Here is a 24,925-nt window from a genome sequence, read left to right as displayed (position 1 = left end):
TATGTATAATATGAAAAATATTAATTTATTAAATACTGAAAAACAACATGAGTTACTATCTGAATATAATATATTGATATCTAATTATTCTGCAGAAGAACGTATTGCTTGGTCATTAAAAAATTTGCCTTGTTCACATATTTTATCATCTAGTTTTGGTATTCAATCAATTGTTTTGTTACATCTAATCATTCAACAAAAACCTGATATTCCTGTTGTATTAATTGACACTGGTTATTTATTTCCAGAAACATATAATTTTATTGATATTCTTACTAAGAAATTTAATTTAAATCTCAAAGTGTTTCGATCAAAAATATCTCCTGCATGGCAAGAAGCACGATATGGAAAATTATGGGAAAAAGGGATAAAAGGAATTAATTTTTATAATCATATGAATAAAGTACAACCAATGAAACTTGCTTTAAAGAAACTTTCAGTACAAACATGGTTTTCTGGTTTGCGTCGTTCGCAATCTAAAAGTCGTCATGAATTACCTTATCTTTCTATTCAAAAAGGAATATTTAAAATGTTACCAATATTAGATTGGTCTCATGAGACAATAAACAAATATTTAAAAAAAAATAATTTAGAAATACATCCATTATATAAACAAGGATATTTATCAGTTGGAGATGTACATACAACGCAAAAATACATTCCTGGTATGTTAGAAGAAAACACTCGTTTTTTTGGTTTAAAACGTGAATGTGGTTTACATGAACACTAATTACTTTAAATAAATATCATATTTTTTTAAAAAATGTATTATTTATAAATATTTATAATTATATTGTTTTTATTAAAAAATTTTTTATACATTACATTATTTAGTTAGTATGTAATTACATATAGTCATATAATATAATTTTAAATTAAAAAATTTTACATAAAAAATTATAGTTTCATTTTAGAAAAAATATAATAAATTCTTTTTGGAAAAAAGCAATTGTGAATTATTTTCCTATTTTTATAAATTTAAAATCTAAAAATGTTTTAGTCATTGGTGGAGGAGAAGTAGCATTTAATAAAATTAAATTACTACTTCGTTCAGGAGCTATAATTAATGTTATTTCTAAAAAGTTATGTAAAGATATACAGTTTTTATTAAATCAAAAAAAAATAAATTTATTATCTAATGTGTTTAATGTAATTTATTTAAAAAAAATATTTTTAGTAATTTCAGCTACTAATGATATAGAATTAAATGAATATTTATTTAAGATATGCAATGAACGTTGTTTACTGTTAAATGTAGTAGATGATACGTTAAAATGTTCTTTTATTTTTCCTTCTATTATCAATCGTTCGCCCATAATTCTAGCTTTGTCTTCTGGAGGTACTGCTCCAGTTTTATTACGATTATTACGTGAAAAAATTGAAGCAATTCTACCAATGAGATTAGGTGATGTAGCTACAATTGCCGGAAAATGGAGAAATGTTGTTAAAAAACATTTTTCTAGTCTTTTAGAACGACGTAGATTTTGGGAAAAATTATTCCAAGGTTTATTTTTTGAAAAAATACTTCATGGGAATAAAAAACAAGCTATTAGTATTTTAAAAGAAAATATGGTTAAGAATAATATCTCTAAAAATATAGGCGAAATTATTTTAGTTGGAGCCGGACCAGGAGATAGTGGTTTATTAACTTTAAGAGGTCTACAGATATTACAACAAGCAGATGTAATATTATATGATGCTTTAGTATCTCAAGACGTTTTAGATTTAGTACGTCGTGATGCTAAACTTATATATGTTGGAAAACGTGCCGGTTTCAAAAGTATTAATCAAAAAGAAATTATTAGATTATTAATAAAATTAGCTCAAAAAGGCAATAAAGTAATACGTTTAAAAGGCGGAGATCCATTTATTTTTGGACGGGGCGGAGAAGAATTAGAAGCAGCGAAAAATGCAGGTGTTAGTTTTCAAGTTGTTCCAGGAATTACTTCTGCTATTGGTATTTCTGCTTATAGTGGTATACCATTAACACATAGAAAGTACGCGCAAGGTGTTATATTTATTACAGGACATCAGTGTCCTAATAATTTTACAAATAATTGGTCACTTTTGTGTGATTCTTCTTATACTTTAGTAATATATATGGGAGTCTTAAAAGTTGTAGAAATATCCAAAAAATTAATTTCATATGGACGATTAAAATCTACTCCAATAGCTATTATTGAAAACGGTACTACTTCTGATCAAAAAGTTTTTATAAGCTCTCTTGAAGAAATAGAAAAAATAATTAAATTACCTATGACTCCTTCTTTATTAATTGTTGGAAACGTAGTTAATTTACATAAAAAATTATCATGGTTTCAAATAAAATAAAATATTATTAATAATAGATTTTTACGATTATATAGATTTCAGGAAAAATAATGTTTAAAAAAAATACTACTCATTTGAGTCAATTAGAATCTGAAAGTATTTATATAATGCGAGAAGTAGTCGCAGATTTTCAAAATCCGGTCATGTTATACTCTATTGGTAAAGATTCTTCAGTAATGTTACATTTAGCAAAAAAAGCTTTTTATCCTGGATCTATTCCTTTTCCTTTGCTTCATATAGATACTGGATGGAAATTTAAAGAGATGTATAGTTTTCGAGATTATATTGCAAAAACTTATAATATAGAACTAATAATTCATATTCATTCCAAAGGAAAATTATTAGGATTGAATCCATTTGAAAATGGAGGACATAAGTATACTAATATTATGAAAACTGAAGGACTAAAAGAAGCAATAAATAAATATAATTTTGATGCTGCTTTTGGTGGAGCTAGACGTGATGAAGAAAAATCACGTTCTAAAGAACGTATTTATTCCTTTCGTGATTCATTTCATCAATGGGATCCAAAAAAACAAAGACCAGAACTATGGTGGAATTATAATAGTCAAATTAATCCTGGAGAAAATATCCGTGTTTTTCCACTTTCAAATTGGACTGAATTAGATATTTGGCAATATATTTTTTTAGAAAAAATTGAAATTGTTCCTTTATATTTTGCTGCTATGCGTCCAGTTTTAGAAAGAAACGGAAGATTAATTATGATTGATGATAAACGTATTAATATTGGAGATGATGAAATAATAAAAGAAAAAATGGTGAGATTTCGAACATTGGGTTGTTGGCCTTTAACTAGTGCTATTGAATCAGAAGCTGTAAATATTGAAGATATTATTCAAGAAACATTAATAGTCAAGACCAGTGAAAGAGTTGGTCGCGCGATTGATTATGATCAAAAAAATTCAATGGAATTTAAAAAAAGACAAGGTTATTTTTAAAAAAAAGGTAATATGATAAAATGAACATGAATATTTTAGATAATTTTAAAAAATGGTTTGATGCAAATCAAAAAAAAACTTTATTAAAATTTTTAACCTGTGGTAGTGTCGACGATGGTAAAAGTACATTAATAGGTCGTTTATTACATGATACTAAGCAAATTTATGATGATCAGTTGTTTTCCTTAAAAAATGATAGTAAACGTCATGGCACACAAGGAAATGAAATAGATCTCGCTTTAATAGTAGATGGACTGCAATCTGAACGTGAACAAGGTATTACAATTGATGTAGCATATCGTTATTTTTCTACTAATAAAAGAAAATTTATTATTGCTGATACACCTGGTCATGAACAATATACGCGTAACATGGTTACAGGAGCTTCTACATGTGATTTATCTATTTTATTAGTTGATGTTCGAAAGGGTTTATCTGATCAAACTTATAGACATAGTTTTATTTCAACATTGCTTGGTATTAAAAATTTAATTGTAGCTATTAATAAAATGGATTTAGTTAATTATGAAGAAGAAAGATTTATCAATATAAAAAAAAATTTTTTGCTTTTTTCTAAAAAGCTTGCTAATGATTTAAATATTATTTTTATTCCTATATCTGCTTTAATTGGTGAAAATATTGTTTTTAAAAAAAATCTGATTCCTTGGTATCAGGGTTCAACCTTATTAAATATTTTAGAGACAATAGAAATAAAAAATCATAATAATACAGAAGAAATTAGATTTCCAGTTCAATATATTAATCGTCCTACTTCAGATTTTCGTGGATATTCTGGAATGTTAGTATCTGGTAAAATTCATGTTGGTCAACCTATTAAAATTTTACCTATAAATATTAATTCTTACATTAATCGAATTGTTATATTTAATCAAGATTTAAAATATGCAGAAGTCGGAGAAGCAATCACTATTACTTTAAAAGATGAAATAGATATTAATCGTGGAGATTTTTTTGTAGATATTAATTCTGTTTTAACATCTTTTAAAGAAGCAATTGTTGATGTTGTTTGGATGATAGATGCGGAATTACTAGTAGGACAATCATATAATATTAAGTTATCAGGTAAAAAAACACGTGTGCATATAAAAGAAATTTTATTTAAAATAAATATAAATACTCTCGTAAAAATTAAAACTAATTCTCTCGAATTAAATAGTATTGGTCGTATTATAGTAGTTTTTAGTGAACCAATGATATTTGACAGTTATGAAAAAAATCGTATGACAGGTAGTATGATTTTTATTGATCTTATGACTAATATTACTGTAGGAGCTGGAATGATTATAGAAGGAATAAAAACAAAAAATAATATGATTTTTAATTATGAAAAAAAATTCGAATCAGAATTACATGATTTAATTTCTCGATATTTCCCGCATTGGAATATACCAAAAATTTTTCATAATCAAGGTTTTCATAAAGATGAATAATGATAATATTAAAAGAAATATTTTTTGGCAATATAATTCTATTACACGTAAAAAACGTGAAATAAAAAATAAACATAAATCTATTGCAATATGGTTTACTGGTCTTTCAGGTTCAGGAAAATCAACTATTGCTAATCATTTAGAAAACATACTATTTAAAAATAGTATTAATACTTATTTATTAGATGGCGATAATATTAGATCTGGTCTTTGTTCGGATTTGACATTTAGTGAAATAGATCGAAATGAAAATATTAGACGAATTGGGGAAATAGTGAAAATGATGTTAGATGCTGGAATAATAACATTAATATCAGTGATTTCTCCTTATCGAAAACAAAGAGAAATGATTTGTAATATACTAGGTGGTAAGAAGAATTATTTAGAAATATTTGTTAATACACCAATTAGTATTTGTGAATCTCGAGATCCAAAAAAATTATATAAAAAAGCTCGAGAAGGTAAAATATTAGATTTTACTGGTGTACAATCTGTATATGAAATTCCTGATAATCCTAGTTTAATTTTAAATGGGACATACTCTTTAGAGGAAAATTCAAAAAAAATTATAAATATTTTGTATGAAAATAATATAATATTTTTTAATTAATATAATCCGTTTAAATATAAATATGAAAATATTGAAAATGTTTTTTTTATTTTTGTTATTTTGGTTACAATATTCTCTTTGGTTAGGAAAAAATGGTATTTTTGATTATATTAAAATATATAAAAAAGTTATTTTGGAAAAAATAAATAATGAATATCTTGATATGCGTAACAAAGAAGTAATTGCAAATATTAAAAATTTAAATAATGATATTAATCATCAAAAATAAAATTTAATATTTATATTAATTATTTGAAATAAATAATTTTTATATTTTTAAATATAATATGGTCTTATTTAATATGTATAAACCAAAAATTATGGCTATTGTCCCAGCTGCTGGAATTGGTTCTAGAATGAAATCAAATTTGCCAAAACAATATATAAAAATTCAAAATTGTACTATTCTTGAACATACCTTAAATACGTTATTATTACATCCTAATATAAATCGTATTGTTGTAAGTTTAAATCAACAAGATCATTATTTTCATACATTATCAATATCATCTAATATACGTATTGTATCTGTAATAGGTGGAAAAAAAAGAATGTATTCTGTTTTATCAGGATTAATTTTTGAAACAGATGCAGATTGGGTTATTATTCATGATGCAGTTCGTCCATGTTTGAATTATAAAGATTTAGATAATTTAATATCAATTATTAAAAAAAATCCAGTAGGTGCTATTTTAGCAAGGCCGGTATCTGATACTATTAAATATAGTAATATGAAAAACAAACATTCTTTATATACTTTAGATAGAAAAAATTTATGGCATGCTTTAACGCCTCAGTTATTTCAAATGAATTTATTAAAATATTGTTTAAAAAAAATTGTTCAAGATAAAATTAATATAACTGATGAAGCATCAGCTTTAGAATATTGTGGATATACTCCATTACTCATCTTAGGAAGCAGTAAAAATATTAAGATTACTTGGCCTGACGATCTTCTTCTTGCAAAATTTTATTTGCAAAGATCTAATTGTATATAAATTATAAACAGAAAAGGAATAATTTATGCGGATTGGTTATGGTTTTGATCTTCATTCTTTTGGAAGTAAAAAACCATTAATTATTGGTGGTGTTATAATACCTTGTAATCAAGGTTTAATTGCTTATTCTAATGGTGATTTATTAATACATGCAGTAATCGATGCACTTTTAGGTGCTACTTCTATGGGTGATATTGGAACTTTTTTTCCAAGTAATAATAAAATCTATAAAAATATTGACAGCCGAATATTATTAAAAACAATTTGGAAAAAAATTCAATTAAAAAATTATAATATATCTAACATCGATATTACAATTATTACAGAATATCCAAAAATGTCACCATATACATTTTTTATGAGATCAAATTTATCATTAGATCTTCATACTAAGATAGATAATATTAGCATAAAAGCAAGTACTGCTCAAAAGATAGGCTGTATTGGTAGAAAAGAAGGAATTGCTTGCCAAGCAATTGTTTTACTTAAGAAAATTAAAACAATATCTCTATAATACTTATCTTTTATATTTATATACTATGTTATATATTGAATGATTCTATTCTGAAATAATATATGAAATTTATAATTAAAATTTTTTATATTATTTTTTATTGTCTTAATCTACATTCCTAATGTATAAAATATATTATTATTATTATTATATACATGAATATTTTAATTATAAAAAATAAAATAATTTTTACTAAAAAAAAATTATGTTTTAATATAATATTTCCAAATTAAATGATAATATATTTTCTAAAAAAGTATATACTTTTTTAGTATAATAATATTATTAATATTTTTAATTAAAATAAATTAAAAATATTTTATATTATATCAAAATATAATTTATTTTATTTAATTATTAAATAATGAATAGTTAAAAACTAACTATTATAGTATCAAAAAAATATTTAAAAATATATAACATAATATTGCGAAACAATTAAATGTTTGATACTTTTTAATAAAAAATATTATCTTTAATAACGAATGTTTTACATCATATTATACCAAGTGATGATCAATGATAAATCATTAAATGAATATTCTTAAAATATTTTTAATATTATATATTAACCTATTATAAATAATTAGATTTAATATTTTTATTATTTTGTATTATGTAATAAAATTTTATTTTATTTCACTTTTATAAGAAAGTAATTTTTTTGTATATATTCAAAAAAATATAAAACAAAGTGTATTTTGTATTATAGATCATTATATAGAAAAGAACTTTTATTAATATGTATTTTTTTAAAAAATAATTTTATATAAAAAATAAGATATATGAAATATAAAAAAAATTAAAAATATTTTTATTTTTTTTTAAATCATATACTAAAAATATTTATTTTGATTAAAAAAAAATATGTTTTTTAAAATAAATGATTTAAATCATTTTGAATATGTTAAGAAACAGGCATATTTTAAAATACCTGGTTCTTTGAAATATGTTTTTATTTACAATGCAAATGGAATTTCTTTTAAACCATTAAACGGAGCTTCTTTAGAACCTAATTTTTCTTCAATTCTAATTAATTGATTATATTTTGCAGTTCTATCAGAACGACTAACAGAACCAGTTTTAATTTGACCTGCTGATGTTCCTACAGATAAATCTGCTATAGAACAATCTTCTGTTTCACCTGAACGATGAGAAATAATTACATTATAGTGTGCTTCTTTAGCTATTTTAATTGTTTCTATAGTTTCTGTTAATGTACCAATTTGGTTTAATTTAATTAATATGGAATTTGCAATACCTGATTTAATTCCTTTTCTTAAAATATGAGGATTTGTTACAAACAAATCATCGCCAACTAATTGTATTTTATGACCTAATATTTTTGTTTGATATAAAAATCCTTCCCAATCTGATTCATTTTGACCATCTTCAATTGAAACGATAGGATATTTTTGAGATAGTTTTTCTAAATAATGAGTAAATTCTTTTGAAGAAAAAGAAATATTTTCTCCTATTAATTCATATTTTTTTGTTTTTTCATTATACAATTCTGAAGCTGCGCAATCTATTGCTAATCTTATATCTTTTCCTAATGTATATTTAGTGTGATATATCGCTTCTTGAATAATATCTAAAGCTTCTTCGTTAGATTTTAAATTTGGAGCATATCCACCTTCGTCTCCTACGGTTGTGCTCATGTTTTTTTCTTTAAGTAACGTACCCAAAGCATGAAATATTTCACATCCCATACGTATAGCTTCTTTGATTGTTCGTGCACTAATAGGTTGAATCATAAATTCTTGAATATCAATATTATTATTAGCATGTTTTCCACCATTAATAATATTAATCATAGGAAGAGGCATAGAAAATATATTTGGTGTGTTGTTTAGTTCTGCAATATGTTTATATAAAGGTATTTTTTTAGATGAAGCAGCAGCTTTTGCAACAGCTAAAGATACAGATAAAATTGCATTTGCACCTATTCTAGATTTATTTTTTGTGCCATCTAAATCAATCATAGTATAGTCGATCTGACTTTGATCTTGAGCATTTTTATTTTTTAGTGCCATAGATATTTCAGTATTGATTAATAAAACTGCTTTTTTTACTCCTTTCCCTGTAAATCGATCCTGATCATTATCTCTTAATTCCATAGCTTCTAATGAACCTGTAGAAGCTCCAGAAGGAGAAGAAGATAATCCTATAGAACCATCTTCTAAATATACTTCAGATTCTACAGTAGGATTACCTCGGGAATCTATAATTTCACGTGCTATAATTTTTATAATTTTAGACATATTATAATACCTTAATATATTTATTTTAAACTTTTTTTATTTTTTCCTGCTGATTTTATAAAATCAATAAATAGCGGATGACCATCATGTGGTGTAGAAGTAAACTCTGGATGAAATTGACAAGCTAGAAACCATGGATGATTAGTTATTTCTATAATTTCTACAATATTATTTTTTTCTGAACGTCCTGTTACTTTTAATCCTGCTGTTTCTATTTTTTTGAATAAAATATTATTAACTTCATATCGATGTCTGTGTCTTTCTATAATCACATCTTTATTATATAGTTTTCGAGATAAACTATTTGTGCTCAATTTACAAGGTTGACCACCTAATCTCATAGTACCACCTAAATCGCTTTTTTTTTCTTTTTTATTGTTATATTTTAATGAATTAATATTACGATTTTTTATTAAATCAATAACTGGATATTTACATTGAGGATCAAATTCTGTTGAATTAGCTTCTTTAATTCCAATAACATTTTGTGCAAATTCAATAATTGCTATTTGCATACCTAAACAAATACCAAAATATGGAATATTATTTTCTCTTGCATATTTTATAGATAATAATTTCCCTTTAATACCCCGATCACCGAAACCTCCAGGTATTAAAATACCATTAAGGTTTTTTAATAACTTAGTATTTGTACATTCTATTTCATTAGCACTAATTAATGTTATATTTACTTTAATTTGATTTTTAAAACCAGCATGTTTTAGAGCTTCTATTACAGATTTATAAGCATCAGGTAATTTAACATATTTACCAATAATTCCAATAATGATAGTTTTTTTATAATTTTTTTCTGCATAAATTACTTGTTCCCATTTTTTTAAATTTGCTTCAGGAACATTTAGTTGAAAATATTCACAAATATAATCATCTAATTTTTGATTTTTTAGTAATTTCGGAATTTTATAAATAGAACTTACGTCTCTTAAAGATATCACTGCATTGACAGGTACATTACAAAATAATGCAATTTTTTTTCTTTCATTATGAGGTATAATTCTTTCAGAACGACAAATTAAAATATCTGGTTGTATTCCTATTGAAAGTAATTGTTTTACTGAATGTTGAGTAGGTTTTGTTTTTATTTCTCCTGCTGTAGTAATATAAGGAACGAGTGTTAAATGTATATATATAATGTTTTTACGTCCAATATCAACAGCCATTTGTCTAATAGCTTCTAAGAATGGTAAAGATTCAATATCTCCTACTGTGCCACCTATTTCTACAAGAGTTATTTGATGATGTTTTGAACATAAAATAATTCTTTCTTTAATAGCATTAGTAATATGAGGTATAACTTGAATCGTAGCACCTAAATAATCACCTCGTCTTTCTTTTTTTAATACTTGATCATAAACCCCTCCTGTAGTAAAATTATTTAAATATGTCATTTTTGTATGAATAAAACGTTCATAATGACCTAAATCTAAATCCGTTTCAGAACCATCTTCAGTAACAAATACTTCTCCGTGTTGAATAGGACTTATGGTACCTGGATCTATATTAATATATGGATCTAGTTTTATAATAGTTATGTTTAAATTTCGTGCTTTTAGTATTGCACCTAATGAAGCTGCTGCAATACCTTTTCCTAAAGATGAAACTACTCCACCAGTAATAAAAATATAATTTTTCGTCATGCTAAATGTAAAAATATCAGTTAAAATGAATAAGTGTTTAATTGCAAATGTTTTATTTAAATATTTGTAATAAAATGTTTTCTAAACATAAAAATTTTTAATAGTATTAAATTTATTTTTTAATTTTATTAAATTTTTAATTATAATATATCTTTACAAGTATATACTTATAGTAAGCATTAGTAATGTTTTTTATATTTATTTTCTATTCCATACATCACGCAAATTTACAGTACGATTAAAGATTAAAAAACTTTTTTTAGAATCTATATAATCTAAACAAAAATAACCAATTCTTTCAAATTGAAAAAATAGTTGATTACGATCATTGTTAATATATTTTTGTATTTTTTGTTCTAATGTTTTTTCAATAAAACCATTTTTTTTAACTAATGATAGAGGATTAATGCAAGATAAAAAATTTTTTTGTTGTTCTGGATTTTTAATGTTAAACAATTGATTATATAATCTAAATTCTGCTTTTAGCGTATTTTTTGTTGAAATCCAATGTATTACTGCAGGATTTTTTTTATTTTTTGGTCTTTTTCCTAAAGTACTAATATCACAATAACATATTATACTAATAATATTATTATATTCGTCTTTTTCTATTTTTTCTGCTTTAATTATATAAGCATATCTTAAACGTATTTCTTCTCCAATTCTTAATCTTTTATATTCTTTGTCATATTTTTCCTGAAAATCAGATCGTTCAATATATATCATATTAGTAAAAATAACTTCATGTGTCCCCATATTAGGATTATTAGGATGATTAGGAACTGTAAAAATTTCTTTATGATTTTGATCTAAATTATATAAAAAAATTTTAATTGGTTCTAATATAGCCATAGTACGTATAGCAGTTTGATTTAATTCTTTTCGAATACAGTGTTCTAATAAAGAATATTCTATTAAATTATTTTGTTTTGTAATACCAATTTTCTGACAAAATTCTTTAATAGAAGATGGTGTATATCCTTTTCTTCTCAAACCAGAAATCGTAGGTATACGTGGATCATCCCATCCCTGGATTATATTATTGTCAATTAATATTTTCAATTTTCTTTTAGATAAAATAGAAAATTCTAAATTAAGTCGAGAAAATTCATATTGTTTAGGATGATGTGAAACATTAGTATTTTTTAAAATCCAATTATATAAACGTTTATTATCTTGAAATTCTAATGTACATAATGAATGAGTAATTTTTTCAATAGAATCAGATAAGCAATGAGCAAAATCATATGTTGGATATATACACCAATTTTTTTGAGTTTGATGATGACTAATAGAAATAATACGATATAAAACGGGATCTCGCATAACAATAAAAGAAGAATGCATATCTATTTTAGCACGTAAACAAGCCTCTCCTTCAGCATATTTTCCTATTTTCATTTTTTTAAAAAGTTGTATATTTTCTTCAATTGTTCTATTTCTATAAGGACTATTTTTCCCTGGTGTATTTAAAGTACCTCTATATTCACGTATTTCTTCTTTTGTTAAATGATCTACATAAGCTAGTCCTTTATAAATTAATTCTTTAGCATATTGATATAATATTGAAAAATATTCAGATGAATAACGCACATTACCATGCCATTTATAACCTAACCAAGAAATGTCATTTTTTATAGAATTAACATATTTTATATTCTCTTTTGACGGATTCGTATCATCAAAACGAAGATTACACCGTCCTTTATACAAATATGCTAATTCAAAATTTAAACATATTGACTTTGCATGACCAATATGAAGATGTCCATTTGGTTCTGGTGGAAAGCGAGTATGAAAAGATAAGTTTTTATTTTTATGAAAATCTTGATTAATGATATGACAAATAAAATTATTGTATTTTTTATTATTCATTTTTTTCTTATTTAATTTGTTTATTAAAATAATTTTGTTGATTATTCAACATATATATTATAAAATGTAAAATTATTAGGCTACGTAGCTCAGTTGGTCAGAGCACAGCACTCATAACGCTGGGGTCATGGGTTCGATTCCCGTCGTAGCTACCATTTTTTAATAATGCGGGAGTGGCGAAATTGGTAGACGCACCAGATTTAGGTTCTGGCGCCGTAAGGTATGCGAGTTCAAATCTCGCCTCCCGTATATTATATAAAAATACATGTATTAAAATTTTTTTATGGGGTATAGCCAAGTGGTTAAGGCACCGGTTTTTGATACCGGCATCCCTGGTTCGAATCCAGGTACCCCAGCCATTCTCAAAACTATCTTTTTTTTATTCAATTAGTTTATTAAATAATCTTCTTTTTATGTAATGTGATTAAAATTGTTAATTTGATATTATATATCAAATTATCATTCAATTAGATCAAAATATATTATTTTTTTTAATTAATATATATTTTAATTTCTATTTTCAAATAAAAAAATTTTTAATATTATGAGTTTAAATAGATTAAAAAAACAAGCAGCATGGGCAGCATTAGATTATATTTATCCTGGAACAATAGTTGGAGTTGGAACTGGTACAACTATTTTTTATTTTATTGAAGCATTAAGCACGATAAAAAATTTAATATCTGGAGCAGTTTCTAGTTCTCATGCTTCTACTATATTATTAAAAAAACAAGGCATAGAAGTATTTAATTTAAAATATTTTAGTTCTATTACTATTTATGTTGATAGTGCAGATGAAATTAATCATCGTATGGAAATGATTAAAGGTGGAGGAGCTGCATTAACCAGAGAGAAAATTATAGCTACAATGGCTAAAAAATTTCTTTGTATTATTGATAAATCAAAAATAGTCAATGTTTTAGGTAGATTTCCTCTTCCCATTGAAATTATTCCAATAGCACTTACCTATATTTTAAAAGAAATGATAAAAATTGGAGGACAACCAAAACATCGAAAAAATGTTATTACGGATAATGGTAATATTATAATTGATGTATATAATTTAAATATAGAAGATCCTTTATCTATGGAACAAAAAATTAACGCTCTTCCTGGAGTAGTCACAGTAGGTTTATTTGCTTCTAGAACAGCTGATATTATCTTGATTGGTAAAGAAAATGGGATTGAAACAATTAATAATCATTCAAAAAATATTTAAAATTTCAATAATATTTATTCAATATAATATTATTCATTTTATATTAAATGAATAATTATATTAGAATATATATTAAATAATTATCAAGAGAATAAAATTTCTATATTATATTTATTTTAAATCTCCAAATTGCATTTGTAATGCAGTAATTGCTACCATTGCTGCTGTTTCTGTTCTGAGTATTCTTGGTCCTAATTTAATTGGAATAAATCCATACTGAACAATTTTTTTTATTTCTTCACGAGAAAATCCTATTTCAGAACCAATAATAATTTTTATAGATTTGACAGATTTTTGTAATTCATTAATTTTAAAAATTGCTTTTGGATGAAATATAATTTTTATATCATCCTCGTTTTTTTTACACCATGAAAAAAGATCTATTGGTTTTTTAATTTCTGGAATAACATTACGTTGACATTGTTGACAAGCAGAAATAGCTATTTTTTTCCAACGTTGAATTTTGTGAGAAATATTAATATTATTATTTTGAGTATACAAATTATGCAGAAATAATGGTGTAATAATATTTACTCCCATTTCAATTGATTTTTGAATTGCTAAATCCATTTTTTTATAGTGCTTAGGTATAACTTGCCCTAAATGAATATGAATAGGGGATTCAATATTTTTTAATCTCTTTGAAAAAATTTTAATTTTAATAATATTGTTAGAAAAATATATTATATTAGCAAAAAAAATATAATTAGTATTGTTAAATACTTCTAATATATAATAATTATTTACTCTTAAAACTTTTTTTAGATAATGTACATTATCTTTTGATAAAAGATAAGTTTCATTTATATATAAATCATTTTCAATATAAATACGAGGAATATTTTTTTTTATTTTCATTTAAATTTTTTATTGCATTGTTTATAAGTATAATTGTTGTGATTACCTTGCAATTTAAATATTAATTCTTCTCTTTTACATTCCCATTTTGTCACAGGAAAATTTTTGTTCCATACATAAAATAATCTTCTTTGTTTTCGAGATACAACAATATTGTATTTTTGAATCATGTAAAAATAAGTTCTAGCTATCATTCCTCGAGCTCTTTCTGGTGGTTCCACGATTTTTTTTTGAAAATCTATTTTCATATTACATTTTCCATATTTCGAAATATGACCTGTTAATTGACTGTACATAAAATTAGAACGATCAGAATTTATTTCTCCAATAGCTGGTTGCAAATTATGAAGATCTAATGCGATATATCTATATTCTGCATCATTTATGCATTTTTTACGTCCTCCTGTTTTCCAGCATTTTTTTTGATGACCAAATTGCCATGCTGGTACTACATGTTCCCACTCAATTCTTTTTGCGCGAACTTTATTTTTACGAATTTTGTAGCCACAAGAAGTCAAATTAGGAATTCCTTTTTTGTGTTTCCAAAGAATTTTACATCCACAATAAAAAGATCCTGGTGCATTTTTATGGATTTCAATTGCTGCATTTTGTGTTTGATAAAAATTATTTATAGTGCGTTTTTTAAAATTATTTTTTTTATTAAAAGATAAAAAAAAAATATAATAATTATAAAAATTATTTTTTTTATCATGTCATTATCATCTATTTTATTTGGAAAAATTATTTTTTATCATACATATTTATTAAAATAATATAAATATAATTTTTATATATTAAAATATAATATGAATGTTAATTAGTATCTAATTACATTTTTATCTTAAAAAATACTATAATAAAGTAATATTTTTTATTTTGAGTAAATATTTATATTAATATATTTTATATTCTATTAATTATATAAGCATGTTTTATTTAATATAGATATAAATTATTTTTTAATAAGGAAGATATAATATGAATGAACATTTTTTTACATCTGAATCAGTTTCTGAAGGTCATCCAGATAAGATCGCTGATCAAATTTCTGATGCCTTGCTAGATGAAATATTAAAACAAGACATAAAAGCACGAGTTGCTTGTGAAACTTATGTTAAATCAGGAATGGTGTTAATTGGAGGTGAAATTACAACAACTGCATGGATTGATGTTGAAGAAATTGCCCGAAATACAATTAATAATATTGGTTATGTTGATTCTAATACAGGATTTGATGCTAATTCTTGTGTAATTTTGAGTGCAATTGGTAAACAATCATTAGATATCAATAAAGGTATAGATCGTTTTAATTCTAAAAATCAAGGAGCTGGAGATCAAGGTATTATTTTTGGTTATGCCACTAATGAGACAGATGTATTAATGCCAGCTCCTATTACTTATGCTCATCTTTTGATGAAAAAACAATCAGATTTAAGAAAAAAAAATATTCTTCCTTGGCTAAGACCAGATGCGAAAAGTCAAGTAACATTTAAATATAATAATGATAAAATAATAGCAATAGATACTGTAGTCTTTTCTACACAACATCAAGATCATATTACTCAAAATATTTTAAAAGAAGCAATTATGGATGAAATTATTAAACCTGTACTACCACAAAAATGGTTAAATAAAAATACAAAATTTTTTATTAATCCTACAGGTAGATTTGTAATTGGTGGACCTGTAGGAGATTGTGGATTAACAGGTCGCAAAATTATTGTTGATACCTATGGTGGAATGTCAAGGCATGGAGGAGGAGCGTTTTCTGGTAAAGATCCTTCAAAAGTAGATCGTTCTGCAGCTTATGCTGCAAGATATATAGCAAAAAATATTGTTGCAGCAGGTTTAGCTGATCGTTGTGAAATTCAAATTGCTTATGCTATTGGAATAGCAGAACCCATTTCTATTATGATAGATACTTTTAAAACAGGAAAAATAAGTAATAATGATTTAATTATTTTAATTAAAAATGTTTTTGATTTACGTCCGTATGGATTAATTAAAATGTTAAATTTACTTCGACCTATTTATTTAAGAACAGCAGTATATGGTCATTTTGGGAGAGAAGAATTTCCATGGGAAAAAATTGATAGAGTAAATGATTTATCTTAATTAAAAAATTAAATAATTTTGTAATTTTTTTAAAAATATAGATTGTTTTTATATATAAGAATATATGAACATTTTATATTTTTTATATTTCAAGGAGATGAAAAAATTATTTATTTTTTATATATTCTTCAAAAGATAAAGTATCTGATTTTTCTATTTGTGTTTGTTTTTGATGAGAATATTCAACTTCTTGTTGTAATATTTTTTTATTTATATTAGATATATTGTGATTAATAAATTTTTTATAATATTTTTGTGACAAATATAGTCCTGTTTTTTTAATTCCTTCTTTAATTAATAATTGTAAAATTCTAGCTGAATAAGTAAGTTGAGGATTGAAAAAAAATAATCTCATTTTTTCACATACTATTTGATATTCAAGATTTTTTGAATGTTTATCAAGTATTAATGCAATTTTTTTTAAGTCTTTAAATATTATTTCACTTATCTCAATTAATTTTTTTGTTTTATTTTGATTATAAATATACATTTTTTGATTAGGTTTTCTTCCTTCAAAGATTATTTTTTCCCAATTTTTATTTATAAGTATAAAATCTTTTTTATTAGTTTTGGGCGAATCAATGAGAGCACACCAAATTAAAAATAAATCTAATAAAAGTATTTGATTTTTGTCGATACCTATTGGTGAAAATGGATTGATATCTAAAGAACGTATTTCAATATATTCAATTCCTCTTTTTTTGAGCGCTTCTATGGGTGTTTCACCATTTTTTATATTTCTTTTAGGTCTTATTTGTGTATAAAGTTCATTTTCTGTTTGTAAAAAATTTGTATTTAATTGTTGAAAATTATTTTTTTTATCTTTTAATCCAATATTAATAAATTTTCTTGATGGTGTATCTAAAGCTTTTTGTAATGATGTAAGATATTCATCAAAATTATTAAACATAATATTTAAATCTAAAATTTTTGTTTGCGTGTATCCAATATTACTAATTCTTAATGAAGTAGACCATGGTAAATAAAAAATATTTTCTTTATTTTTTTTAAATTGATATTTTATGTTAGTATTAGAATTATTTAAAAAATCTGATGGTATCGCTGGGGATGCTCCAAATAAATAAGGAATAATCCAACCAAATCGATAATAATTTCTAATTAAATGTAAGTAGCCTTTTGAAACATAATCAAAACTATTTTTTTTTTGTTCAGTTGTCTTCCAATATTTCCAAAAACAAAGGGGTAATGAAAAATTATAATGTACACCTGATATAGTATTAATTAGATCTCCGTATCGATTTTTTAAGCCTGTTCGATAAACAGATTTCATTTTTCCTAGATTAGAATTACCATATTGGGCAATTTGAATATTATTGTTTTTATTATAAGAGTATGGAATACTAAAAGGCCACATGCGTTCATCATTTATATTTGAAGCAGTAAAACAATGAATATCTGTTAAAAAAGACAGTAAATCATCTATTTTATTACTAGCAGGAGTAATAAATTCTAATAAGTTTTCAGAAAAATCAGTAGTTATCCATTGATGTGTTAAAGGAGAACCAAGAAAATATGGATGTTTAGTTTGAGAGAAATCGCCATTTTTTTTTATTCTTAAGGTTTCACGTTCAATTCCTCGAAAAATACCTGTTAATAATTTTGGATGTTCTCTTAACCAAGAAATTTTTTTCGAGATATCTTCTATCAATTTTATATCCTATGACTAAATATTGAAATATTTTTATATTTTATTATTTTTGCTAAATATTTTTTTAGAGATTATTAATTTTAAATTTTGCATCCGGAAGGATTCGAACCTCCGACCGCTCGGTTCGTAGCCGAGTACTCTATCCATCTGAGCTACGGATGCAATATAAATTTTTACTAATAACGGTGAGAGAGGGATTCGAACCCTCGATGCAGTTATTTCTACATACTCCCTTAGCAGGGGAGCGCCTTCATCCTCTCGGCCATCTCACCTGAATATAAAAATTTTTCATTTTTTTTTATTGTACTTTTATTTTTATATAAGTCAAATATATTTTTTTATTTATAAATTATGAAAACTACATCTTACTTAACATTAGTAAGATGTAGTATTAATTAACATTTTTTTTGTTGTTTTTTTTCAGCTTGAATACGTTGATATATTTCTTCACGATGTACCGAGACTTCTTTAGGGGCATTTACACCAATGCGAACTTGGTTACCTTTCACTCCTAGTACTGTTACAGTTATCTCATCGCCAATTATTAACGTTTCACCGACCCGACGAGTTAGAATAAGCATTCTTTGTTCCTTGAAAGATAAAAAGAGTTCGGCCTCTCTAGTTCCTGGTCTCATGAATAATACAGGTTTAAATTTAGACCATAATATTTTAAAAATATATTTTATTAAATATATCTAATAAATTTTTTTTATTCTTTAAATATATACTTTATATTAAAATGTTATTCATTTTTTATTTAATTGTTCGTCAATCCATGATTTGATGTCATTCAAAACAATTATTAGTTTCTGTGTATATATACCTCCTCCTTCTGCAATTTCTTTTTTTCCTCCTCCTTTTCCATTTGTTTTTTCTATAATAATTTCCATAATATTTATAGCCGTTATATAATTTAGTAAATTCTTTGTTATTCCAATTACAAAAGTAAAGCGATTATTTATGACGTTTACTAATATAATAATAGTTTTTTCTAGTGTTTTTTTTAATTCATCTATGATAACTCTTAAAAATTTATGTTCATAATCATAAAATATATGTGTTAAAAATTTTGTTCCTTTGATATCAAGACATTTTTTAAATAATTTTTTTATATAGTATGTGTGTTCTTTTTTTTGTAAATTAATTATTTGATTTTCAAGACAACTAATTCTATTTTTTAGGTTTTCAACTTTATTTTTAATATCACTGTTATTACATTTTAATACGATAGATAAATCTTTTATATAGTTGTCTTTTTTATGTAAATAATATATTGCTTGTTTCCCTGTGACAGCTTCAATTCTTTTGATTCCTGATGCTATACTAGATTGAGAAGTGATTTTAAATACTCCAATATCACCAGTTCTTTTAGTATGTGTTCCACCGCATAGTTCTATAGAAATATTATTTATAAAAACAACTCGTACGATAGAATTATATTGATTTTCAAATAAAGCTATTGCGTTTTTTTTCTTAGCTTCTTCTAAACTCAATATTTGAGTTTTAATAAGAAAGTTATGACGAATATACATATTTATCATATGTTCAATTTTTTGTATTTGAAAAATCTCTATTGTAGGATGATAAGAAAAATCGAATCGTAAATAATTATCAGTGACTAAAGAACCTTTTTGGTTTACATGTTCGCCTAAAATATTCCGTAATGCAGCATGTAACAAGTGGGTTGCTGAATGATTTAATTGAATTGCATTTCTATAATTTTGATTGATTTTAGTATAAATATATTGATCAATTTCAATTTTTCCTGACAATAATGTACCGAAATGTCCTATTGAATTTCCATATTTTTTTGTATTTTTTACTATAAAAGAACAGTTTTTATTATAAATTTCACCTATATCACCTATTTGTCCTCCTGATTCAGGATAAAATGGTGTTGTATTAAGAAAAATAATTCCTGTTTCATTTTTAAGGATTTTTTTTACAGATTTATTATTTACAAAAATATATTTTACTAATGATTTTGTATGATTTTTTTTATATCCTTCAAATGTACATGTATGATTAATAATAATATTATCATTATAACTTTTATAAAATTTTTGATTTATAATTGACTGTTTTTTTTGTTTATTTTTTACTAATTCATATTCATTATAGTCTATTTTTATATTCTTTTCACGACAAACATCGGCTGTTAAATCAATAGGAAAACCAAAAGTATCATAAAGATAAAAAGCAGTTTCACCAGGCAGTATATTATTATGTATTTTTTTTATTTCAAATTTTAATATTTTTAAACCTTTTTCTAAAGTATAAGAAAATTGTGTTTCTTCTAATTTTAATATTTCTTCTATTTTTTTTTGTTTTTGTTTTAATATTGCAGAAGTATCACCCATTACTTTGATTACTACAGAAACTAATTTATAAAAAAAATTGTCTTTTATTCCTATTTTATGACCATGTCTTAATGCTCGTCTGATAATTCTTCTTAAAACATACCCTCTATGTTCATTTGATGGAATAATATTATCAGAAATAATATATGCACAAGCTCTAACATGATCAGCAATAATTTGTAAAGATGGATGATTTAAATCTTTTATTTTACTTAATTGAGATATATTTTTTTTTAAATCTTGAAATATATCAATATCATAGTTAGATGATACATTTTGTAAAATAGAAGCTATTCTTTCTAAACCCATTCCTGTATCTATTGATTTTTTCTTTAAGGGAATAATATTTGTTTTTGAAATACGATTAAATTCTATAAAAACAATATTCCAGATTTCAATAAAACGATGATTATTGTTTTTAAAAAAATCTGTAGTATTATTAATATTGTTTCCATAATCGTAAAATATTTCTGTACATGGACCGCATGGTCCATCATCACCCATTTGCCAGAAATTTTCTGAATCGTATTGATTTTGATTATTATCTCCTATTTTTATGATTCTTTGAGAAGGTATTTTTATAATATCTTTCCAAATTTGATATGTTTCATCATCTTCGTGATAAACTGAAACCCATAATTTATTTTTTGGTATGTTAAACCATTTTTGTGATGTTAATAATTCCCAAGCATATTCAATGGCCTCTTTTTTAAAATAATCATTAAAACTAAAATTTCCAAGCATTTCAAAAAAAGTATGATGCCTTGAAGTATATCCTACATTTTCTAAATCATTATGTTTTCCCCCAGTTCTTAAACAACGTTGTACAGTAGCAACTCGAGAATAATCTGTTTTTTTGTAACCTAAAAAAATTTCTTTAAATTGATTCATTCCTGCATTAGTAAATAATAATGTAGAATCGTTATATGGTACTAGGGGACTGCTGGGAAGAATTATATGTTTTTTTTCTTTGAAGAAATTTAAAAAATCTTGACGTATTTTACTTGTTGTTCTATTCATGTTTATACTTAATTAATTGAAAAAATCAATTTTAATGATATGTCAATATTTTTCAAGCAGAATGTATTATATATAGTTATCATCATGTTTTTATTTTTATTTTAAACTGTATTTAATGAAATAATTTTTGATATTTTTTTAGCTTTATCAAAAATTTTTAATGAATTATAAGATTTTTCCATATATATTAAAGCTTTTCGTGCTGATTCTGTTTCTGAATATTTTTGAAGTATTTCTTCTCCTCTATTTATAACAGCCATGTATTCTTTTTGAAAAAAATAAAATTTTAATATATTAAGCTCATATTCTGATAAACGATATTTTAAACATAATAAGTGTTTTTTAGCATTTGGGATATATAAGCTATGTGGGTATTTATTAATAAATTGCTTCAATTGGAAAAATGTATTTTTAGCATGGTTTAAATCATTATTATGATAATATTTAAATAATATTTTGAAAAAGGTATTTTGATCTAAATGTATGTTAATTAGACATTTTATATATGAAACATAATCTATATGTGGATGGTGTGGATAAATATAAATAAATTGTTGTATATTTTTTAAAGCCATATCAAAGTTATTAGTTTTATAATAAGCATAAATTAAGTCTATTCGAATTTTATCATCATTAAAATATGTAATATTATTTTTTTTAATTTTTTCTAATATAAATATCACGTTATTAAATCGTTCATTTTTTAATTCTTTTTTAGATTTTTCATATAAAATAAAAGTTTCTATAAAAGAATTATGATTAAAAGCTTTGCAATTAACTATGAAATTTAAGCATAAAATAATAAATATGAAGATAATATTTTTTTTTCTTTTCATGATAGTTTATTCAGTTTAAATGAATTAATAAAATATATTTTTTATAGTAAAAACATTTAAAAACATTTTATTCAGAATAATACTAGAATATCATATTCTAATTAAAGATTTAGTTTTAAGTTTCTATAAATATATAAGGTAATTATATTGAAAAAAGTAGAATTAAATGCAACTGTATCTTGTGTATCTTTGTTTGGGAAAAGATTAGATCAAGTTTTATCAATTTTATTCAAAGAGTATTCTCGTTCCTATTTAAAAAAATTAATTATTATGAATCAAGTATTTATTAATGAAAATATTATCAATATACCTGATAAAAAAATATTGGGTGGGGAAAGAATTACTATTCAATTTTTTTTAAAAGAATTACAATATGATCTTCCAGAAAATATTTTTTTAAATATTATATATGAAGATAATGATATATTAATTATTAATAAACCTGCTGGATTAGTTGTTCATCCAGGAGCAGGTCATAAAAAAGGAACTATTTTAAATGCTTTATTACACTATAATGAAAATATTAAATCTGTACCCCGCGCAGGTATAATCCATCGTTTAGATAAAGATACTACAGGATTAATGGTAATAGCTAAAAATATTTTTTCTTATAATTATTTATTCAAATTATTACAAGATAGAAAAATTACTCGAAAATATCAAGGTATTGTTAAAGGAAATATGATTTCAGGTGGAACTATTAATAAACCTATTATGCGACATCCTTTTAAAAGAACATGTATGTTTGCACATGCTTCAGGAAAATATGCAATTACACATTATAAAATAATTGCTCATTTTAAAAGTTATACGCATATATCTATACAGTTAGAAACTGGACGAACTCATCAAATTCGTGCTCATATGTTATATATTAATCACCCGTTAATTGGTGATTCACATTATGGAGGTACTAAAAATTGTCTTCATTTGAGAGAAAACAAAAAAAATAACAAAAAATATATATTTTCTCGTCAAGCATTACATGCGCATTATCTTTCTTTTCGACATCCTGTACGTCAGAATATTATGTCTTGGACAATACCTCTCCCTGAAGATATGAAAGAATTGATTTTAAAATTATAAAAACAAAAGTAAAGTTTTTTTATTTATTGTATTTATTTTTGATAAATCATATTATTAATTTTATGAAGAATTTAAAAATATATTATTGTCATTTAATAATATAATTTTCTTAAATAATTTTATATTATATAAAATATAAAAATACAGAGTTGATCATTTCATGTTAGATAAAAAAATAGATACAGAATTTTTATTTTATTCTAAAATAAATTTTCAAGATAAAATAATAAAAAAATCTTTGCGTGAATTAGTTAAAAATGCTCTAAAATATTATTTAGTAAATTTACATAATCGACATGTAAATAATTTGTATGAATTACTATTATCTGAATTAGAACAACCATTATTAGATATGGTTATGCAATATACTCGAGGAAATCAAACTCGTGCTGCTTTAATGATGGGTATTAATCGAAGCACATTAAGAAAAAAATTGAAAAAATACAGTATGAATTAATTATTTTAAAATTATTAATATTTTATGATATATTTATTGCACTTTCTATCACTGATACTTTTTATACTGATAAAATATCAAGAGAGTGCAAAATAATATATCTATTTTTTTAAAATATTTTGATTGATTTTATTTTAATTCAAACTTATATTTTAATCTATTCGATATTGTCTTAAGAGCCCAATAATAACCATCTATTCCTAATCCAGATATAACACCTTGAGAAATATCAGATAACCATGAATGTGAACGAAATTGCTCTCGAGAAAAGATGTTAGAAATGTGAACTTCAATAAAAGGAATGTTCACTGCAATTAATGCGTCTCTTATAGCTATGCTAGTATGTGTAAACGCTGCTGGATTAATAATAATATAGTCAATTTGATTGTCTTTAGCTTTGTGAATATTATCAATAAGAACATGTTCAGCATTAGATTGAATATGATGTAATGATATATTATTTTTTTTTGATTTTTTTTGCATGTTTTCTATTAAATTAGATAATTTGGTATTTCCATAAATATCTACTTCTCGTGTTCCTAAAAGATTTAAATTTGGTCCATTAACCACTAATACATTTATAATATTTTTCATATTTTTTTTCAAATAATTTTTTTCAAATAATTTATTATATTATAAACTATT

Annotated in this window: 22 protein-coding genes and 5 tRNA genes; 15 read left to right on the top strand and 12 right to left on the bottom strand. The window is 23.8% G+C overall.

Features of this window, described 5'->3' with window-relative positions; translation table 11 throughout:
* Positions 1-10 precede the first annotated feature (10 nt).
* From D9V74_RS02015 to ispF, 8 genes are all read left to right on the top strand, one after another.
* Positions 11-730 (top strand): phosphoadenylyl-sulfate reductase, encoded by a 720-nt coding sequence (locus D9V74_RS02015; protein WP_410051777.1) that lies wholly within the window; start codon positions 11-13, stop codon positions 728-730.
* Between the two features lie 221 nt (positions 731-951).
* The gene (gene cysG, locus D9V74_RS02010) at positions 952-2,331 is read left to right on the top strand and encodes a siroheme synthase CysG (protein WP_158362816.1); all 1,380 of its coding nucleotides are present in this window, start codon (positions 952-954) and stop codon (positions 2,329-2,331) included.
* Between the two features lie 50 nt (positions 2,332-2,381).
* Complete coding sequence (gene cysD / locus D9V74_RS02005) at positions 2,382-3,290, top strand: sulfate adenylyltransferase subunit CysD (protein ID WP_158362814.1); 909 nt, start codon at positions 2,382-2,384, stop codon at positions 3,288-3,290.
* Between the two features lie 20 nt (positions 3,291-3,310).
* A complete protein-coding gene (cysN, locus tag D9V74_RS02000) occupies positions 3,311-4,741 on the top strand; it encodes a sulfate adenylyltransferase subunit CysN (RefSeq protein WP_158362812.1) in 1,431 nt (476 codons plus the stop codon).
* Complete coding sequence (gene cysC / locus D9V74_RS01995; protein ID WP_158362810.1) at positions 4,734-5,351, top strand: adenylyl-sulfate kinase; 618 nt, start codon at positions 4,734-4,736, stop codon at positions 5,349-5,351. Before cysN ends, cysC begins: the two co-directional genes overlap by 8 nt.
* A gap of 37 nt (positions 5,352-5,388) precedes the next feature.
* Positions 5,389-5,580 (top strand): septum formation initiator family protein, encoded by a 192-nt coding sequence (locus D9V74_RS01990; protein WP_261979357.1) that lies wholly within the window; start codon positions 5,389-5,391, stop codon positions 5,578-5,580.
* Positions 5,581-5,638: 58 nt separating this feature from the next.
* Positions 5,639-6,349: a 2-C-methyl-D-erythritol 4-phosphate cytidylyltransferase gene (ispD, locus tag D9V74_RS01985; protein WP_158362806.1), complete on the top strand. Its 711-nt coding sequence runs from the start codon at positions 5,639-5,641 to the stop codon at positions 6,347-6,349.
* 25 nt (positions 6,350-6,374) lie between these two features.
* On the top strand, positions 6,375-6,863 hold the full coding sequence (ispF, locus tag D9V74_RS01980; protein ID WP_158362804.1) for a 2-C-methyl-D-erythritol 2,4-cyclodiphosphate synthase: 489 nt from the start codon (positions 6,375-6,377) through the stop codon (positions 6,861-6,863).
* 959 nt (positions 6,864-7,822) lie between these two features.
* Here the strand turns inward: ispF and eno are convergent.
* The 3 genes from eno to glnS form a co-directional block, all read right to left on the bottom strand.
* Entirely contained in the window at positions 7,823-9,127 is a 1,305-nt protein-coding gene (eno, locus tag D9V74_RS01975; RefSeq protein WP_158362802.1) for a phosphopyruvate hydratase, read from the bottom strand.
* A 20-nt stretch (positions 9,128-9,147) separates the two neighbouring features.
* On the bottom strand, positions 9,148-10,785 hold the full coding sequence (locus D9V74_RS01970) for a CTP synthase (RefSeq protein WP_158362800.1): 1,638 nt from the start codon (positions 10,783-10,785) through the stop codon (positions 9,148-9,150).
* A gap of 198 nt (positions 10,786-10,983) precedes the next feature.
* Entirely contained in the window at positions 10,984-12,660 is a 1,677-nt protein-coding gene (gene glnS, locus D9V74_RS01965) for a glutamine--tRNA ligase (RefSeq protein ID WP_158362797.1), read from the bottom strand.
* A 78-nt stretch (positions 12,661-12,738) separates the two neighbouring features.
* On the opposite strand from glnS, the gene D9V74_RS01960 reads away from it, so the two are divergent.
* The 4 genes from D9V74_RS01960 (at position 12,739) to rpiA (ending at position 13,879) form a co-directional block, all read left to right on the top strand.
* Positions 12,739-12,815, top strand: a tRNA-Met gene (locus D9V74_RS01960).
* Positions 12,816-12,827: 12 nt separating this feature from the next.
* Positions 12,828-12,909, top strand: a tRNA-Leu gene (locus tag D9V74_RS01955).
* A 35-nt stretch (positions 12,910-12,944) separates the two neighbouring features.
* Positions 12,945-13,019 (top strand) — tRNA-Gln (locus tag D9V74_RS01950).
* 185 nt (positions 13,020-13,204) lie between these two features.
* Positions 13,205-13,879, top strand: a complete 675-nt coding sequence (gene rpiA / locus D9V74_RS01945) for a ribose-5-phosphate isomerase RpiA (RefSeq protein ID WP_158362795.1) — start codon at positions 13,205-13,207, stop codon at positions 13,877-13,879.
* Between the two features lie 111 nt (positions 13,880-13,990).
* On the opposite strand, the gene D9V74_RS01940 is transcribed toward rpiA, so the two are convergent.
* Both D9V74_RS01940 and D9V74_RS01935 read right to left on the bottom strand, forming a co-directional pair.
* A complete protein-coding gene (locus tag D9V74_RS01940) occupies positions 13,991-14,737 on the bottom strand; it encodes a 16S rRNA (uracil(1498)-N(3))-methyltransferase (RefSeq protein ID WP_158362793.1) in 747 nt (248 codons plus the stop codon).
* Complete coding sequence (locus D9V74_RS01935) at positions 14,734-15,417, bottom strand: endonuclease (protein ID WP_158362791.1); 684 nt, start codon at positions 15,415-15,417, stop codon at positions 14,734-14,736. The genes D9V74_RS01940 and D9V74_RS01935 overlap by 4 nt, the downstream gene beginning before the upstream one ends.
* Before the next feature lie 298 nt (positions 15,418-15,715).
* Between D9V74_RS01935 and metK the strand changes: the two genes are divergently transcribed.
* Positions 15,716-16,852 (top strand): methionine adenosyltransferase, encoded by a 1,137-nt coding sequence (gene metK, locus D9V74_RS01930; protein ID WP_158362789.1) that lies wholly within the window; start codon positions 15,716-15,718, stop codon positions 16,850-16,852.
* A gap of 106 nt (positions 16,853-16,958) precedes the next feature.
* On the opposite strand, the gene gshA is transcribed toward metK, so the two are convergent.
* The 6 genes from gshA to D9V74_RS01900 form a co-directional block, all read right to left on the bottom strand.
* Complete coding sequence (gshA, locus tag D9V74_RS01925; RefSeq protein WP_158362787.1) at positions 16,959-18,521, bottom strand: glutamate--cysteine ligase; 1,563 nt, start codon at positions 18,519-18,521, stop codon at positions 16,959-16,961.
* An 88-nt stretch (positions 18,522-18,609) separates the two neighbouring features.
* Positions 18,610-18,683: transfer RNA gene (locus tag D9V74_RS01920), tRNA-Arg, on the bottom strand.
* Between the two features lie 21 nt (positions 18,684-18,704).
* Positions 18,705-18,793, bottom strand: a tRNA-Ser gene (locus D9V74_RS01915).
* A 123-nt stretch (positions 18,794-18,916) separates the two neighbouring features.
* The gene (gene csrA, locus D9V74_RS01910; protein ID WP_158362785.1) at positions 18,917-19,102 is read right to left on the bottom strand and encodes a carbon storage regulator CsrA; all 186 of its coding nucleotides are present in this window, start codon (positions 19,100-19,102) and stop codon (positions 18,917-18,919) included.
* A 165-nt stretch (positions 19,103-19,267) separates the two neighbouring features.
* On the bottom strand, positions 19,268-21,901 hold the full coding sequence (alaS, locus tag D9V74_RS01905; protein ID WP_158362783.1) for an alanine--tRNA ligase: 2,634 nt from the start codon (positions 21,899-21,901) through the stop codon (positions 19,268-19,270).
* A gap of 101 nt (positions 21,902-22,002) precedes the next feature.
* Positions 22,003-22,737 carry an outer membrane protein assembly factor BamD gene (locus tag D9V74_RS01900; RefSeq protein WP_158362781.1) on the bottom strand — a complete coding sequence of 245 codons (735 nt, stop codon included), beginning with the start codon at positions 22,735-22,737 and terminating at the stop codon, positions 22,003-22,005.
* A 147-nt stretch (positions 22,738-22,884) separates the two neighbouring features.
* On the opposite strand from D9V74_RS01900, the gene rluD reads away from it, so the two are divergent.
* Together rluD and fis are read left to right on the top strand one after the other, a co-directional pair.
* Positions 22,885-23,823, top strand: a complete 939-nt coding sequence (gene rluD / locus D9V74_RS01895; RefSeq protein ID WP_158362779.1) for a 23S rRNA pseudouridine(1911/1915/1917) synthase RluD — start codon at positions 22,885-22,887, stop codon at positions 23,821-23,823.
* Between the two features lie 160 nt (positions 23,824-23,983).
* Positions 23,984-24,280, top strand: coding sequence for a DNA-binding transcriptional regulator Fis (gene fis / locus D9V74_RS01890; RefSeq protein WP_158362777.1), 297 nt, complete (start codon positions 23,984-23,986; stop codon positions 24,278-24,280).
* A 129-nt stretch (positions 24,281-24,409) separates the two neighbouring features.
* Here fis and aroQ read toward each other — a convergent pair whose 3' ends face one another.
* Complete coding sequence (aroQ, locus tag D9V74_RS01885) at positions 24,410-24,874, bottom strand: type II 3-dehydroquinate dehydratase (protein WP_158362775.1); 465 nt, start codon at positions 24,872-24,874, stop codon at positions 24,410-24,412.
* Positions 24,875-24,925: the final 51 nt, after the last annotated feature.

It is taken from the genome of Buchnera aphidicola (Macrosiphoniella sanborni) (genome assembly GCF_005080885.1).
Taxonomy (GTDB): domain Bacteria; phylum Pseudomonadota; class Gammaproteobacteria; order Enterobacterales; family Enterobacteriaceae; genus Buchnera; species Buchnera aphidicola_AU.
Note: the sequence above shows the minus strand (reverse complement) of the source record. Positions and strands in the feature narration are given on the sequence as shown.